This window comes from Pseudomonas simiae, assembly GCF_900111895.1.
GTDB classification, from domain to species: Bacteria; Pseudomonadota; Gammaproteobacteria; order Pseudomonadales; family Pseudomonadaceae; genus Aquipseudomonas; species Aquipseudomonas simiae.
In genome coordinates this window covers 97,346-112,206 of the sequence record NZ_FOKB01000011.1, presented here as the reverse complement: position 1 = coordinate 112,206, position 14,861 = coordinate 97,346, and the positions used below count along the sequence as shown (strand labels likewise).

The window sequence follows — 14,861 nt, the reverse complement described above, 5'->3', positions numbered from 1 at the left end:
GAGCATTCCCGTGGGCCGCCTTTTCCCGCGGGCCCTGCTCGAAGGTCTTGCCGTGACGCACCTCAATCAGCCTGCTCCGCCACTGCCCGCTGTGCGCAGCATCCTCGCCTCACTGATGATGGCGATCTTCCTGGGGGCTTTGGACCAGACCATTGTCGCCGTGTCCATGCCTGCTATTTCCGCGCAGTTCCACGACGTCAACCTGCTGGCCTGGGTCATCTCGGGCTACATGGTGGCGATGACCGTGGCGGTGCCGATCTACGGCAAGCTCGGCGACCTGTACGGGCGGCGGCCGATGATGCTGATCGGCATGGGCCTGTTCACCCTGGCCTCGCTGTTCTGCGGCATGGCGCAAAGCATGGAGCAACTGGTGCTGGCGCGGATCCTCCAGGGCATCGGCGCCGGCGGCATGATCTCGGTGAGCCAGGCGATCATCGGCGACATCATCGCGCCCCGTGAGCGTGGCCGCTACCAGGGCTATTTCAGCAGCATGTACGCGGTCGCCAGCGTAGCCGGGCCGGTGCTCGGCGGCTACATGACCGAGTACCTGTCGTGGCGCTGGGTGTTCCTGATCAACCTGCCCTTGGGCGCCGGCGCCTGGTACGTGGCCCATCGCACGCTGGTGGGGCTGCCGGTGCCGCAGCGCAAGCCGATCATCGATTACCTCGGCACTGTTCTGATGATCATCGGCTTGACCGCCTTGCTGTTGGGTATCACCGAAATCGGTCAGGGTCATCATTGGCGTGACGACGAAGTGCTGGGGCTGTTGATGATTGCTCTGGTGGCGTTGACGGTGTTTGTCTGGCACGAGCGCCGGGCGCGGGAGCCGTTGTTGCCGATGCATTTGTTCGCCAACCGCAGTGCGGTGTTGTGCTGGTGTACGATCTTTTTCACCAGCTTCCAGGCGATTTCCCTGACGGTGTTGATGCCGCTGCGTTATCAGACGGTGACCGGCTCCGGCGCGGACAGCGCGGCCCTGCACTTGCTGCCATTGGCCATGGGCCTGCCAATGGGTGCCTATTTTGCCGGGCGCATGACCTCGGTGACCGGGCGCTATAAACCGATGATCCTCAGCGGTGCATTGCTGAGCCCGTTTGCGATCCTCGGCATGGCCCTGAGCGCGCCCCAGGCAGTGGGGCTGACGGCCGTGTTCATGCTGCTGTGTGGGATCGCGGCCGGCATGCAGTTTCCGACTTCGCTGGTCGGCACGCAAAACTCGGTGGAACAGCGCGACATCGGCGTCGCCACCAGCACCACCAACTTGTTCCGTTCCCTGGGCGGGGCAGTCGGGGTGGCGTGCATGTCGGCACTGTTGCTGGCGCTGTTGCAGGATTCCAGTTTTGCTCACCTGGCCAGCGGCGCGCGGGTGGCCGAGGGCAGTTCCGGTAACGTGCTGCTCGACGGCCTCAATGCCGCCCCTGGCCCGGCGCAGGATGCCTTGCGCGGGGAGTTGGCGGTGACGTTCCGGCATTTGTTGATGGTGAGTGCGGCGGTATCCCTGTTGGGGTTGGCGGCGGCGATTGCGATGCCGAATCGGGTGCTGCGCGGCCGTGACGACAAGGCAAAATAACGGACACCCTGAAGATTCAAAGGCGGGCGCTGGTTTGCCTGCGATGGTGGTGGGGCAGTTAGTACCTCTGTAACTGATGAACCGCCATCGCAGGCAAGCCAGCTCTTGCAATGAATAGCATTGCACTCCTTATTACGGACTGTAATACCCGACCGCCACCATGAAATGCCCGGCCTTGCGCATATACGCATGCTTGTTCTCGACCTTGTCGGTGACCGGATTTTTCCAGCGGTATGTGTATTCGCCCTGGTGCTGCTCGGCCATCAACTTGAGGATCGGCTCGCCCACCGGCTTGCCGTCCGGGTCCTTGATCTTGCTGAAGTCGGTGTTGACCAGGCGCAGGTTGGTGCCATGGGCCACATAGCGCTGGGTATCGAGATCCACCACGAACACATAGAGGTCATCCTGCAGGAAACCGCCCTGCAGTGAGTTGATCGCCTTGAGCGTGCCGGTTTCATCCTTGAGCAAGGCCGTCGCGGCCTTGTCGCGCAGGGCCCGGGCCTGTTCCGGCGTGGCCCTTGGCAGGTAATAACCTACCGCGAGGATGCGTTCGCCCACGCGCTGATAGAACACATGCTTGTGTTCAACCTTGCCATCGTTCCAATTCTGCCAGCGATAGTCGGCCTGCTGGATGCCCTGATCTTCCGACACCTTGAGCGCATCCTTGAAGGATTGGCGCAAATCCGGCCCCAGCACTTCGGACACATCACGGCCGATCAAGGCGGAGGAGGGGCCACCGCTGGCCAGCAGCACGCCTTGGGTGTCGACCACGAACACATAGCGGTCGTGGTCGATGAATTCGCCCTGTCGGCTGAAGGCGGCAAACGCTTTGTCGCCATTGCTGTGGTAGTAGGCCAAGGCTTTTTCCAGCAGCGCCTTGGCCGCCTTGGCGTCTTCATCCTGAGTCGTTGTGGCGTGCACCTGGCTGAAACACAACAGCAGCAGCCAGGTGAGTCGGAACAATACCTTCATTACCCGTCCCTCGTTCTTGTTGATGTGACAAGAGCGTAGACGGTCGCGGGCGACTCAGAAGGGTTTGGTCGGCAGGTACTTGCCGTCCAGGGTGATTACCGCGCGGGAGCCGCCGTCCGGGTCCTCGACCTTCTTGATGTCCAGCTTGAAGTTGATTGCACTGATGATGCCGTCGCCAAATTGCTCATGCACCAGTGCCTTGAGGGTGGAGCCGTAGACCTGGAGCATTTCGTAGAAGCGGTACATCGTCGGGTCCGTTGGCACGCCGCCGGGAAAGCTGCCGCGCAGGGGCACGCTTTGCAGCAGTCGGCTGGCATCCTGGTCCAGGCCGAGCTTGTCGCAGACCACGTCTGCAGCCTCCTTGGGCAGCGGGTGCTGGCCGAGCAGGGCGGCGGTGACGAACGCCAGGCTCAGCCCGGTGCCGTCGGTGAGGTCCTGCCAGGACAGGTTCTTGCGTGCCTTGAGGTCGATAACGGTATCGGCCAGGGCCAGGCGTGGGGTTTGTGAGAAGTTGGATTGCAACATGGTGAGGTCCTCTGGGTTGGAAAAGGGGGATCAGGCAGCGTGAGTGGGCTGGCCGAGCAGCGAAACGAAGTGCCCGCTGCGGCTGTCCAGGGCGTCGATGGCGCCGGTTTCGATGTCGTACACCCAGCCGTGCAACCTCAGCCGGCCTTGTTCCAGGCCCAGGGCGACGCAAGGGTGGGTTTTGAGATTGGCCAATTGGGCGATCACGTTTTCACGCACCAGTGAATCCAGGCGGGCGGCGTCCGATGCGTGCTGGCGGGCGGCGTTGATCACCTTGGCCGACTCGGCGTGGCGCAGCCAATTGGCCACGGCGGGCAGATGGTCCAGGCATTTGCAGGTGGAGATGGCAGTCATCGCGCCGCAGTCGGAATGGCCGCAGATCACAATGTCACTGACCCCCAGTACCGCCACCGCGTATTCGACGGTGGCCGATACGCCGCCTGGCTCCGGGCCGTAGGACGGCACGATATTGCCCGCATTGCGGATCACGAACAGGTCGCCCGGTTCCTGCTGGGTCAGCAGCTCGGGGACGACGCGGCTGTCAGAGCAGGACACAAACAGCGTGCCGGGGGTTTGGGTGGTGGCCAGGTGCTTGAACAAGTCGCTGCGTTGGCCAAAGGCTTCGGCCTGGAATTTACGGAAGCCGTCGATGAGATGTTGCATGGGAGGTTCTCCTTGCGTCGCTGATGGGGGCAAGGATGGAAGTTTTAAGTTATAGCGTCCAAGACCGGTTTATGATGGTTGCTATTGGTCATGCCTATAGTTGGGGGCTTCGATGCTGCTGCGCCATATCCGTTACCTGCTGGCGGTGGCCGAACACCGCAACTTCACCCGCGCCGCCGAGGCGCTGCATGTGTCACAGCCGACCTTGTCGCAGCAGATCAAGCAGTTGGAAGACACCCTGGGTGCACCGCTGCTGGACCGCTCCGGGCGCAGTGTCCGCCTGACCGATGCCGGCGAGACCTATGTCCGTTTTGCGCGACTGGCCTTGCAGGACCTGCAGGCCGGCACCCGTGCCATGCATGACGTGCAGGACTTGAGCCGGGGCAACCTGCGCCTGGCAATGACGCCGACGTTTACCGCCTACCTGGTCGGGCCGTTGCTGGCCCAGTTCAACCAGCGGCATCCGGGGATTACGGTCAGCATCGAGGAGTTGACCCAGGACCGCATGGAAACCGCCCTGGCGGAAGACGCGCTGGATATCGGCATTGGTTTTACCGGCGAGCATCTGCCGGACATCGAGTGCGAAGGGCTGTTTGTGGAAACGCTGAGTGGGGTGGTCGGCGCAAACCATCCGGGGTTGGACAGCCGGCAGTGGCTGACGCAACCACTGGTGTTGTTGAACCAGGGCTTTGCGACCCGGCGCTACATCGATGACTACTGTCGTACCCAAGGGATAAACCCTGTGATTGCAATGGAGGCCAACTCCATCAGCGCGATCATCGAAATCGTGCGCAGCACGGCGCTGGCGACCCTCCTGCCCAGCGCAATCGCCCAGGCCCAGCCAGGGTTAAACGCGGTGGCAATCAGCCCGGCGTTGCCCCAACGCACCGTGGCACTGCTGAGCCGCAAGGGCGCCTATCGCAGTGCCGCGTGCCGTGCGTTTGTGGCATTGATCAAGGCGTGGCCAGCCACTGGCTGACGATAGCGTCATAGGCTCCCGTGGCCTGGCTCAGGTGCAGCCATTGGTCGACGTAGTTTTTCCAGGCCACATCATCACGCGGCAACAAGAAGGCTTTTTCGCTGTACTGCATCTGCCGCTCGGGGTTGACCGCACACAGCCCTGGCTTGAGCTTTTGCTGGTAACGCGCCTCGCTGGCGTCGGTGATCATCACATCGGCCTTGCCCGCCAGCAGTTCGTCGAAGATGGTCACGTTGTCATGCAGGCGGATCTGCGCCTGGCCCAAGTGGGCGCGGGCGAACACTTCATTGGTGCCGCCGGCCGGTTCGATCACGCGTACCTGGGGCTGGTTGATCTGGTCGACGGTCTGGTAACGCTGCACGTCGGCACAGCGGACCAACGGGATCTTGCCGTCGACGCCCAGGGATTGGCTGAAGAAGGCTTTTTTCTGGCGCTCCAGCGACACCGAAATCCCGCCCACGGCAATGTCACAGCGCTGGGCCAGAAAGTCCGGCATCAGGGTTTTCCAGGTGGTGGGCACCCATTGGATTTTTGCGTTGAGGCTCTTGGCCAGGGACTCGGCCATGGTGATGTCGATGCCTTCATAGCTGCCATCGGCGCGCAGCGAGGTGTAGGGCTTGTAGTCGCCGGTGGTACACACGGTCAGCGTGCCGCGCTGCAACACCTGGTCAAGGTGCGAAGGCGTGGTGTCCGCCAGGGCGCTGGTTGCCAAACTTGCCAGTACACAGAGGGCGAAAGGCGCTTTCATGCGGTCGAGTCCTTGGGGCTTGGGCGGGGGGCTCATTATTTCCAGCGTTGGGCGACGTGGCAAGGTGTGGCGAATGTTTAGCCAAGTTGCAACCAAACTCCGTCAACCCTGAATTTAATCACCTGTGCAGGCGTGTGACGCTGGCGGTTATCTCTAGCACTGTGATTCCCGCATGGACGGCTCCTCCGACACACACACCGCGACACTGCCGTCCGATCTCGCGTTCTGGGCCTTGTTCCACTGCCGACACGCACGCCCACCAGATACCGTATTCCTACGTTGATCCATCCCCTCGATGGCGCGCACCTGCGCGCCTGCCGGCCCCCTACGTATGAGAATGCCCATGAGTGTTTTTGCCTGCCTGCACGAAGCCCAATCCTTCCTTGAGCAAAACCCGGACATCGAGATGTTCGAGCTGTTTATCCTCGACAACAATGGCGTGCCACGCGGCAAGTTGCTGCACCGCGATGAGTTGCTGGCGGTATACGAAAGTGGCCGGCCTTTGCCCAGCACCATCCTTGGCCTGACCATCAATGGCGACGACGTGGAAAACTCCGGTCTGGTGTGGGAGGTGGGCGATATCGACTGCCGCGCCTACCCGATCAGCGGCAGTTTGCAGCGCATGCCGTGGCGCCTGATTCCGACGGCGGCCGTGCAAGTCAGCATGCACCTGACTGAAGGCCTGCCCGCCACCGTCGCCGATCCCCGGCATTTGCTGGCCAAGGTGATCGACGCGCTCAAGGCCGACGGTTATTACCCGGTGATGGCGGCGGAGCTGGAGTTCTATCTGCTCGACCAGAAGCCCGACAGCAACGGCCGCCCGCAACCGGCGCGGGATGTGGACGGCGGCCGCCCACGTTCGACCCAGGTTTACGGCCTGCGCGAATTGGAGCAGATCGAACCCTTCCTCGCCGACCTCTACAGCGCCTGCAAACTGCAGGGCATCCCGGCGCGCACGGCGATTTCCGAGTACGCGCCGGGCCAGGTGGAAATTACCCTTGAGCACCGCTCCGACGCGCTGCAAGCCATGGACGAAGCTGTGCGCTACAAGCGCCTGGTCAAAGGCGTGGCGCATCAACACGGGATGACCGCCTGCTTCATGGCCAAGCCGTTCGACGACCTGGCCGGCACCGGCATGCACATGCACGTGAGCCTGGCGGATGCCCAGGGCAATAACCTGTTCGCCAGCGAAGCCACCGATGGCACGCCGCTGTTGCGCCAGGCGGTGGGCGGCATGCTCAGCACCTTGCTCGATTCACTGCTGATGTTTTGCCCCAACGCCAACTCCTACCGCCGCTTCCAGACCAACAGCTATGCGCCGCTGGCCGCCACCTGGGGCGTCGACAACCGCACCGTCAGCCTGCGCGTGCCGGGCGGGCCGGCGAACTCCCGGCATATCGAACACCGTATCTGCGGCGCCGACGCCAACCCCTATCTGGCCGCCGCTGCGATTCTGGCCGGTATCCATCGCGGCATCCGCGAACAGCGCGACCCCGGCGCTCCAGTAGAAGGCAACGGCTACGCCCAGGCCACAGCGTTGCTGCCTACCGACTGGCTCACCACGTTACGCGCCCTGGAAGGTTCGAGCTGGGCGCGAGAAGCATTTGGCACTGAATTCCTGGACGTGTACCTGGCGGTCAAGCGCGCTGAATACCGCCAGTTCATGGGCGAGGTGGGAGCGCAGGACTGGCGTTGGTATCTGCATCAGGCGTGATCGGGCTGCGGTGGTGAACGCTTCGACCTTTTTTTGACATCGCAGTGGTTAAGCTGCGAATCAAGGTCGTTCACTACCGTTTCAGCCACATGAGCCTGCGATGTCGCCACAACCACCATCCTCCATCGAGATTGAATACGCCGAACGCTGTGACCGCGAGCACGCCAGGGTCTGCGGCGATACACGCCCGCCAAGGCTGCGGCAGCGACTGGCATCGTGGCGCGACGAGTGGCTGGTGCGCCACGCGCTGAAAGTCGCCGGTGAGCCTGGGTTGGTGCTGGACCTGGCCTGTGGCTCGGGACGCTTCTGGCCGGTGCTGGCCGAACACATCAACCGGGTGATCCTGGCGTCCGACAACTCCCAGAGCATGCTCGACCACGCCCGCACCCACCACCCGGCGTCCCTGCTCAAGCGGGTCAAGACCTTCCACGGCTCGGCGTTTACCATCGGGTTGTCGGCAAATGCGGTGGATTGCATTTTCTGCCTGGAATTGTTTCGCCATGTGCCCAGCAGCGAAGGGCGATTGGCCCTGCTGCGCGAGTTCCACCGGGTCAGCCGTGACACGGTGATTGTCTCGGTCAATTCCCGTACCGCCGTAGAGGACGAGTTCCGCCAGGCGGGTTTCAAGGTCCTGCATCACCAGGAATTCATGCCGGGCTCAAGCCTGTGGCGGGTTTACGTGTTACGTAAGAGAGGATAACTCCCGCCTGTCGGACTATTCTTCATCTCTTGTCTGAGTTTTCATGGTCGCCTGTGCACTGCGGATGCTCGCTAGCCCCTTTCGCGATATATACTGCGCGCCATTCTTCAAGGGAGAGCCGTGTGGCCATCGATATTCACTGGATCTGCGACAACGATAGCCTCGGCCAGCATTGCGCCGAATGGCAGCAGTTGCCATTCGTCGCCCTCGACACCGAATTCATGCGGGTCGATACCTTTTATCCCATTGCCGGGCTGATCCAGATTGGTGATGGCGTAAGCGCTTACCTGATCGATCCCCTGACCATCGACAACTGGCAACCCTTGGCCGCCTTGCTGGAGAACCCGGCGGTGATCAAGGTGGTACATGCCTGCAGTGAAGACCTGGAAGTGTTGCTGCGCTTGACCGGCAGCCTGCCAGTGCCGTTGTTCGACACTCAATTGGCCGCCGCCTATCTGAACCTCGGTTTCTCCATGGGCTACTCGCGCCTGGTGCAAGCCGTGCTGGATATCGAGCTGCCCAAGGGCGAGACCCGTTCGGACTGGCTGCAGCGGCCATTGTCGGAGACGCAAGTCAGCTATGCCGCCGAAGACGCGGTGCACTTGGCCGAGGTCTACACGCGTCTGCGTCCGCAGCTGTCGGACGACAAGTACGCCTGGGTGTTGGAAGACGGTGCGGAGTTGGTCGCCAACCTGCGCCGCGAAGTCGACCCGTACGAGGTGTACCGCGACGCCAAGCTGGCGTGGAAGCTGTCGCGCGCCCAGCTCGCCGTGCTGCGTGAACTGTGCGCCTGGCGCGAGCAGCAGGCCCGCGCCCGTGACCTGCCGCGCAACCGCATCATTCGTGAGCACTCGTTATGGCCCCTGGCCAAATCCCAGCCGGATAACCTCGCCGCCCTGGGCAAGATCGAAGACATGCACCCGCGTACCGTGCGTCAGGACGGCCAGTTCCTGCTCGACCTGATCAAGCGTGCCGGCAGCGTACCGATGGACCAATGGCCGCCCGCCGTTGCCGAACCGTTGCCGGTGGATGCCGCTGCACTGATCAAGCAACTGCGCGCGATTGGCCAGGCTGAAGCCGAACGCCTGGAGATGGCGCCGGAACTGATGCTACGCAAGAAAACCCTCGAAGCCCTGGTCAAAAGTGGCTATCCCGATGGTCCTTATCAATTGCCAGACTCGTTGCGTGGCTGGCGCCGCGAGTTGATGGGCCAGGCGCTGCTCGACAGCCTGGCCTCCGCCGGAGAACAGCCTTGAAACGTATCTGCTCCATCTACCGCAGCCCTAAACGCGCCGGCATGTACCTTTATGTCCTGAAAAGCGACGCCCTTGAGCGTGTGCCTGAAGGCCTGCTCAGCGTGTTCGGCAAGCCGGTACACGCGTTCAACCTGGTGCTTACGCCTGAGCGCAAGCTGCAACAGGAAGACATCGTGCAGGTGCTGGAAAACCTCGACAAGCAGGGTTACCACCTGCAAATGCCGCCCCCCGAGGACGAGTACATCGAACACTTGCCCGAAGAGCTGCTGCGCCGCAACGACCCGATGTGATCGACCGGTGCTCCGTCCGGGGCACTTGCTTCAATGGAATCGTATAAGTGGGCGGTGGCCGTAAGGATGCGGGCGGCCGTCCGTACTGTTTTTGAAAGGTTTTATGCATGCGTGTTCTGATTGCTGAACAGGATCACCCGCTCTACGCCCAATTGCTCGGCGAAGCGGCACCGGACCTTGAAGTGCTGACCAGCGGCGACTCGGCCGAACTGTCGCGCCTGGCCGCCGATTGCCCGGTCTGGCTGGGCCAGCCGGACCTGTTGGCGACGCTGCTGCGCCAAGGCCATCGCCCGCAATGGCTGCAATCGACCTGGGCCGGCATCACGCCGTTGCTGGCTGAAGGCTTGCCCCGTGACTATCGCCTGACCCGTGCAGTCGGCATCTTTGGCCAGGTCATGGCCGAGTTTGTCCTTACCTACATGCTCGGCCATGAGCGCGAGGTCTTGGCGCGGCTGGTCAGCCAGGTCGAGCGCAAATGGGACAACCGCATGGGCCAGAGCCTGGCGGGGCGCAAGGCGCTGATCGTCGGTACCGGCGATATCGGCCAACGTGTGGCCGAGTTCCTGGTGCCGTTCGGCGTGAAGCTGTACGGCATCGCCAGCACCGCACGCGAGCAGGCGCCGTTTATCGAAGTGGCCGGGCTCGACCAGTTGGGCCGGATGGTGGGGGAGGTGGACTACGTGATCAACCTGCTGCCCAACACGCCAAGTACCCATGATCTGTACGACGCGGCGCTGTTCAAGCAATTCAAGCCGACCGGCTTGTTCATCAACGTCGGGCGCGGGGTGGCGGTGGTGGATGCCGACCTGGTCGAGGCGTTGAAAGAGGGCCATTTGGCGGGCGCGGTGATCGACGTCTGCCGTCAGGAGCCGTTGCCGCAGCGCCATCCGTTCTGGACCGCCTGGGGCCTGTTGCTGACCGGCCACAGCTCGGCGCCGACGTCGCCGGAGTTGATGGTCGAGCTGTTTGTGCAAAACCTGCGGGCGTATCAGGCCAAGCAAGCGCTGCGCGGGGAAGTGGATTTCGAGCGCGGTTACTGACGGCAGCGCCCGCCCGCCGGGCGCACTCGTTTACCTTGGGTCATGTACATACCGTCTGACAGTCAAGATGGAACCTTTTTTCAAGGGGCTCCACGCAGAGATGGCAAAGAACGCTGACGCGCGCACTTTGTAGGACATCTTCTTGACTAAGGACAGCTAACAACATGACCACTCTGAATTCGCCCGTTGTTTATACCCAGCCATTGGTGCTTCCCAATAGCGCCGCCCCGCCCGTTGCCTTGCAGCGCCAAGGGGGGACAGCGGCAACCGACGCCCCTGTACCCAAGCCTTCATCGGCATTGCAGAAAGCGTTGGGAGACCGCTGTAACCAGCTTGCCCTGGCGCAATCACTCCAGCGTCTGATTCAAGACCTCACTCAGCAGCTCGTTCCCGATGAGTCGGCATCCAAGGCCCGGAAGCGGATGGAAACGGCGCTGGCGTCGCATCTTAAAAGTACAACACTGTTTGTGTGCGAAGACTCCTCGTGGCCAGGCCCGACTCTGCCTGAGAACCGCATGGTCAGCCTTGAGGACTACCTGCTTGGCTGCGGCCTGCAGGTACCGAAAACCCTCGAAGCGCTGGTAACGCTGAAAGATTCGAGCGTCCTGCAGGCGCAGGTCCATCCCCTGGGCAACCTCAGTGGCGCGCTGTCCTGGCCGCAGCCCATGGCCAGCAACGACCAGGAGGCTGTGCTCGCCCTGCTTCAAAGCAACGCCAGCGGTTTGCCCGGTCTGCCGTTGGCGGAGCGTGAGAAGGGCGCCCTGGGGTATTTGATGAGCGGCAGCGCGGTGTCCGAGGCCGACTTGAAAACGCCTATCGTCGCGATGGAAAAACTGCTCGGTTCACCCAAGGCCCAGGCCCTGGGGCAGGCGATCCAGTCGAGGCTGGAGGGTATCCCGACGGGTGTGGCCAACAACGACTATGTGTTGACCGCCATCCATCTGGGTCTTGACCCCGAAAGTCAGGCTGATCCGGCTCGCAACAGCGTCGCCGGGTATGATCTGGCGCGCAGCCAGCATTGGGGGCAGCCGGCCACGGTGGTCATTGAGGGGTTGGGTAAACACCTGGTTGAAAAAGGCCGGGCCAACGCACAAACCGCCCCTCTGGCGGCCTATCTGTTGTTGGCCAGGACGGCACCTGAGTATCTGGTCAAAGACATTCCGGCGAGTGTGACCTATGGCAGCGTGCTCTGGGCTCAACTGGCGATGGCAGTGGCCAGGATCGAAGCGCAAACCCCGGGCCGAACACTGGGCATGGGGTACGCCGAGATTTTGCTGGGCGCCGAGACGCTCCCTGTCGACGAAGAGCTCTGCCAACAGATCGACTATCAGGCACTCAAGGACTGGGGCACCGTCAATGGACTGCTCATCGATACCGAAGAGGCACCCTCGGCGAGTGCCATGGAGCGTGTGAGGACTGCATTCAACAGTCACCTGAGTTCACTGAAGACCACCAGCGACGCGCTGCAAACCGCAATCCCCAGTCGTTCAGCGATGGGCATTGCGCAACTTCAAGCGGCATTCCCCGAGCTGGACCCCCGCTTGTTCGAAGTGAAGAATATTCAGAAGGCAAGGTTAAAGGAAGGGCGGCCCGGCGTTTATCCCGGCATGCGTTCGATGCTGGATATCGTCATGGAAGGGGGAGCGCTGGGGCCTGAAGATCATTGGGTATCCAATGACAAACGCCTCCCCGTCGATAAGTTCTGTAATCTGTATTGGGCCGGCAAACTAGGGGTCGCCACCCCGTTCAAGACAGCCTACGACAGTGCTATACAAGCGCAAGGCGAGGGCCAGCAAGGCCTGGTCAGGCACCTGATTTCGACATTGCCCTTGGAAGACCGCAAGAACCTGGAGTTCGGCAAGCTGGAGTTCTTTCACACCCACCAATACAAAATTGCCGGTGATTTATTGACCCCGCCTGCTCTGCACGTCCGAGGGCATACGCTGGAGGTGAAAGCGACGCAAACTAATGGTCAGGTGGATATTTATCTGATCGATACGCGCCAAGGCTCTATTGAAAAACAGAACTTCCTGAAACGTCGCCGCACTGAACCCTATACCGCCGACAAAATGGAAGAGCGCGACGCTAACATCCTCTCTCGTACCGCGCTGTTTGAACCTGGCAACGATAAGCCCGCCCGGCGGTTCCTGGCCCAGCCTGAAGGTACGCAGCCGCCTGACAGCTTCAACTCCGAGCGCAGTCATGCTATCGCCGACGTATTCGTGAAGTCCCTCGACCTGAAGAACGATGACCTGTTGAACGAGGCCAGGGGCATGACCTCGTTTGACCAGGACAGTGCCCGGAATGAGGCGATTGCTGAGTTTTTTCGCAGCCTGATCCCATTGCGTTCGGCCATCGTCAACTTTAAACATGGCAATGTCGGCCAGGGCCTCTTCGACCTGGCCCTAGACGTCGTGGGCTTGGTCACCTTAGGCGCGGGCAAGGCTGCGCAGGCAGGCAAGGTGCTGGGCAAAGGGCTTTCAACGGCGAGTCAGGCGGCCAAGGCTGCGAGGTTTATCGGCGCAAAGGTCGTTGAGGCATTCAACCCCTTGAGTGGCATCGGCGAGCTGCTGGTGGGGGGCGGCAGGTTGGCGGTTGGCGGTGGCCGTTATCTGGTCCGCCAGTTCAATGTGCTCAGGGGCACGGCCGGCGGTTATGACCTGCTCAAGGCCGCTAGCAAGCAGCATGGGGACGCGGCCATCGGGGTCTTCAAGGTGGCGGGCGAAAATGTTGAGGGCGTTGCCGTGCAGCACAGGAGCAAATGGTACGCCCTGGATACGCAAACCATGCGCCCCTACGACCGACCTATTCACGACTTCGCTCCCGGGGTCCGCGCGGTGGATGGCAAGATTACCCACTTGCCGACCGTACCCGAGGGCGAACTGAGCAATGGGATGTTTCGTCAATTCAGCGTGCCTCGGTCAAGAATTACCGGGCTCTCACGCAACAGTCAGGGCGTATATGTCGCTGCTGACGGCCACCTGTCGCATATCCGCCATACCGACGGCAGTGGCCGAACCGCCCTTTACGAAGTACGGCAAGTGGCGCGTACAGCCGACGGAAAAGTACAGGCCCGGGTCTATCACAACAACCGACAAACCGGGTTGCTGGTCGAGCATGTCCAGGGTGATCAATGGCGACGCCTGGGACTCCAGGGCGGTGCTCCAACGTCGATCAAGGCAGACTGCGGGCCGGTGATTGGCAGAGGGGGCGAGGGCGTCGTCTACGCCAGTCTTGATGGGAAGCGCGCCTATAAGGATTTAGGACCGACGCGATACACGCCCTCGGATAACATCGAATTATCCGACGTTCAATATTTGAATAAATACTATGGCGATGGGTTTGCACGCACAATCGTCGAGGACGGTCGCAGGTATCTGGTCATGGGCAGGATCGAAGGGGTGGACCTTGCGCACATCAACAAGAACAGTTTACCGCCGGAGGCCCGCTCACTGCTGGCGGATACGTTCGCAGAGATGGAGGCGAAGGATATTTACCACAACGATTTACAGTTGAAAAACTTCATGTACAGCGCGAACGACAATAAAATTTACCCGGTGGATATGGACGCGTTGTCCTCTGAGTTCATGGTCTCGTTCTTGATGCAGGACTATGAAAGGAAGAAGCAGAGGTTACTCAAGCAATATGCGGCACTTGTCGCTAAAGCGCCGTGAGCCATTGGATCCAATAACCCCTCAGTGAGTTGCCATCGCCTGGCAACTCACTGTCAGCTCCATCGGCCTCAGAGGCTGAAATCGCCCTCGCAAACCAGCTCGCTCAACGGCTTGCGCGGGCTGGGTGTTTCGCGACCTTGCAGGTATTCAGGCAGGGTCGACTTATCGCCCAGCTTGCCCACGGCCACGGCGGCATGCAGCGCATAACCTTGCGGGATTTTCAGCTCTTTGCGGGTCAGTTCCTGATCGAAACCGGCCATGCCGTGGGTGTGCCAGCCGCTGAGACTGGCCTGCAGCGCCAGGTGGCCCCAGGCCGAGCCCGTGTCGAAGGTGTGCCACAGGGCCGGGGTTTCTTCGCTGGCGCCGGGGGCAGTGAAGTCGGTTTTCGAGGCGATGATCACCAGGGCCGACGCGTGTTGCGCCCAGCCACGGTTGAATTCATTCAGCAAACCCAGGAAACGCTCCCAATCCGGCGTGTCGCGGCGGGCGTAGAGAAAGCGCCATGGCTGCGAGTTGTAGGCGGACGGCGCCCAGCGCGCGGCTTCGAAGAAACTCAGCAGGGTTTCCTGGGAGATGCTCTCGCCGGTGAAGGCACGGGGCGACCAGCGGTCGGTGAATTGGGTGTGGATCGGATAGTCGGCAACACGTGTCATGGAGCAGTTCCTGATCGTCAATTCGGCGCTCAAAGCTACTGCGCGGCCACTAGACTGACAAGTGTTGTGACACCGCC

The 14,861-nt window shown here is 61.7% G+C and carries 13 protein-coding genes; 8 read left to right on the top strand and 5 right to left on the bottom strand.

Going from position 1 to position 14,861, the window contains the following annotated elements; all coding sequences use genetic code 11:
- Positions 1 to 52 precede the first annotated feature (52 nt).
- On the top strand, positions 53 to 1,570 hold the full coding sequence (locus tag BMZ57_RS25925; protein ID WP_044288111.1) for an MDR family MFS transporter: 1,518 nt from the start codon (positions 53 to 55) through the stop codon (positions 1,568 to 1,570).
- A 132-nt stretch (positions 1,571 to 1,702) separates the two neighbouring features.
- On the opposite strand, the gene BMZ57_RS25920 is transcribed toward BMZ57_RS25925, so the two are convergent.
- The 3 genes from BMZ57_RS25920 to BMZ57_RS25910 are packed head-to-tail and all read right to left on the bottom strand — an operon-like array spanning position 1,703 to position 3,730.
- Positions 1,703 to 2,542 (bottom strand): cache domain-containing protein, encoded by an 840-nt coding sequence (locus BMZ57_RS25920; protein ID WP_010212147.1) that lies wholly within the window; start codon positions 2,540 to 2,542, stop codon positions 1,703 to 1,705.
- Between the two features lie 54 nt (positions 2,543 to 2,596).
- Entirely contained in the window at positions 2,597 to 3,067 is a 471-nt protein-coding gene (cynS, locus tag BMZ57_RS25915) for a cyanase (protein ID WP_010212145.1), read from the bottom strand.
- Positions 3,068 to 3,097: 30 nt separating this feature from the next.
- Positions 3,098 to 3,730 (bottom strand): carbonic anhydrase, encoded by a 633-nt coding sequence (locus BMZ57_RS25910; protein ID WP_010212144.1) that lies wholly within the window; start codon positions 3,728 to 3,730, stop codon positions 3,098 to 3,100.
- Positions 3,731 to 3,842: 112 nt separating this feature from the next.
- Between BMZ57_RS25910 and cynR the strand changes: the two genes are divergently transcribed.
- Positions 3,843 to 4,709, top strand: coding sequence for a transcriptional regulator CynR (gene cynR, locus BMZ57_RS25905; RefSeq protein ID WP_010212142.1), 867 nt, complete (start codon positions 3,843 to 3,845; stop codon positions 4,707 to 4,709).
- Here cynR and BMZ57_RS25900 read toward each other — a convergent pair.
- Complete coding sequence (locus BMZ57_RS25900) at positions 4,684 to 5,457, bottom strand: transporter substrate-binding domain-containing protein (protein WP_010212140.1); 774 nt, start codon at positions 5,455 to 5,457, stop codon at positions 4,684 to 4,686. The genes cynR and BMZ57_RS25900 overlap by 26 nt on opposite strands.
- Positions 5,458 to 5,800: 343 nt before the next feature.
- On the opposite strand from BMZ57_RS25900, the gene BMZ57_RS25890 reads away from it, so the two are divergent.
- From BMZ57_RS25890 to BMZ57_RS25865, 6 genes are all read left to right on the top strand, one after another.
- The gene (locus BMZ57_RS25890; protein ID WP_010212138.1) at positions 5,801 to 7,171 is read left to right on the top strand and encodes a glutamine synthetase family protein; all 1,371 of its coding nucleotides are present in this window, start codon (positions 5,801 to 5,803) and stop codon (positions 7,169 to 7,171) included.
- 100 nt (positions 7,172 to 7,271) lie between these two features.
- The gene (locus tag BMZ57_RS25885; protein ID WP_010212136.1) at positions 7,272 to 7,871 is read left to right on the top strand and encodes a class I SAM-dependent methyltransferase; all 600 of its coding nucleotides are present in this window, start codon (positions 7,272 to 7,274) and stop codon (positions 7,869 to 7,871) included.
- 122 nt (positions 7,872 to 7,993) lie between these two features.
- On the top strand, positions 7,994 to 9,127 hold the full coding sequence (gene rnd / locus BMZ57_RS25880; RefSeq protein WP_010212135.1) for a ribonuclease D: 1,134 nt from the start codon (positions 7,994 to 7,996) through the stop codon (positions 9,125 to 9,127).
- Positions 9,124 to 9,417 (top strand): YcgL domain-containing protein, encoded by a 294-nt coding sequence (locus tag BMZ57_RS25875; RefSeq protein WP_010212133.1) that lies wholly within the window; start codon positions 9,124 to 9,126, stop codon positions 9,415 to 9,417. The genes rnd and BMZ57_RS25875 overlap by 4 nt, the downstream gene beginning before the upstream one ends.
- Positions 9,418 to 9,524: 107 nt before the next feature.
- On the top strand, positions 9,525 to 10,457 hold the full coding sequence (locus BMZ57_RS25870) for a D-2-hydroxyacid dehydrogenase (protein ID WP_010212132.1): 933 nt from the start codon (positions 9,525 to 9,527) through the stop codon (positions 10,455 to 10,457).
- 164 nt (positions 10,458 to 10,621) lie between these two features.
- Positions 10,622 to 14,131: an OspG family effector kinase gene (locus tag BMZ57_RS25865; RefSeq protein WP_069673301.1), complete on the top strand. Its 3,510-nt coding sequence runs from the start codon at positions 10,622 to 10,624 to the stop codon at positions 14,129 to 14,131.
- Between the two features lie 68 nt (positions 14,132 to 14,199).
- On the opposite strand, the gene BMZ57_RS25860 is transcribed toward BMZ57_RS25865, so the two are convergent.
- The gene (locus BMZ57_RS25860; protein WP_010212129.1) at positions 14,200 to 14,784 is read right to left on the bottom strand and encodes a nitroreductase family protein; all 585 of its coding nucleotides are present in this window, start codon (positions 14,782 to 14,784) and stop codon (positions 14,200 to 14,202) included.
- Positions 14,785 to 14,861 lie beyond the last annotated feature (77 nt).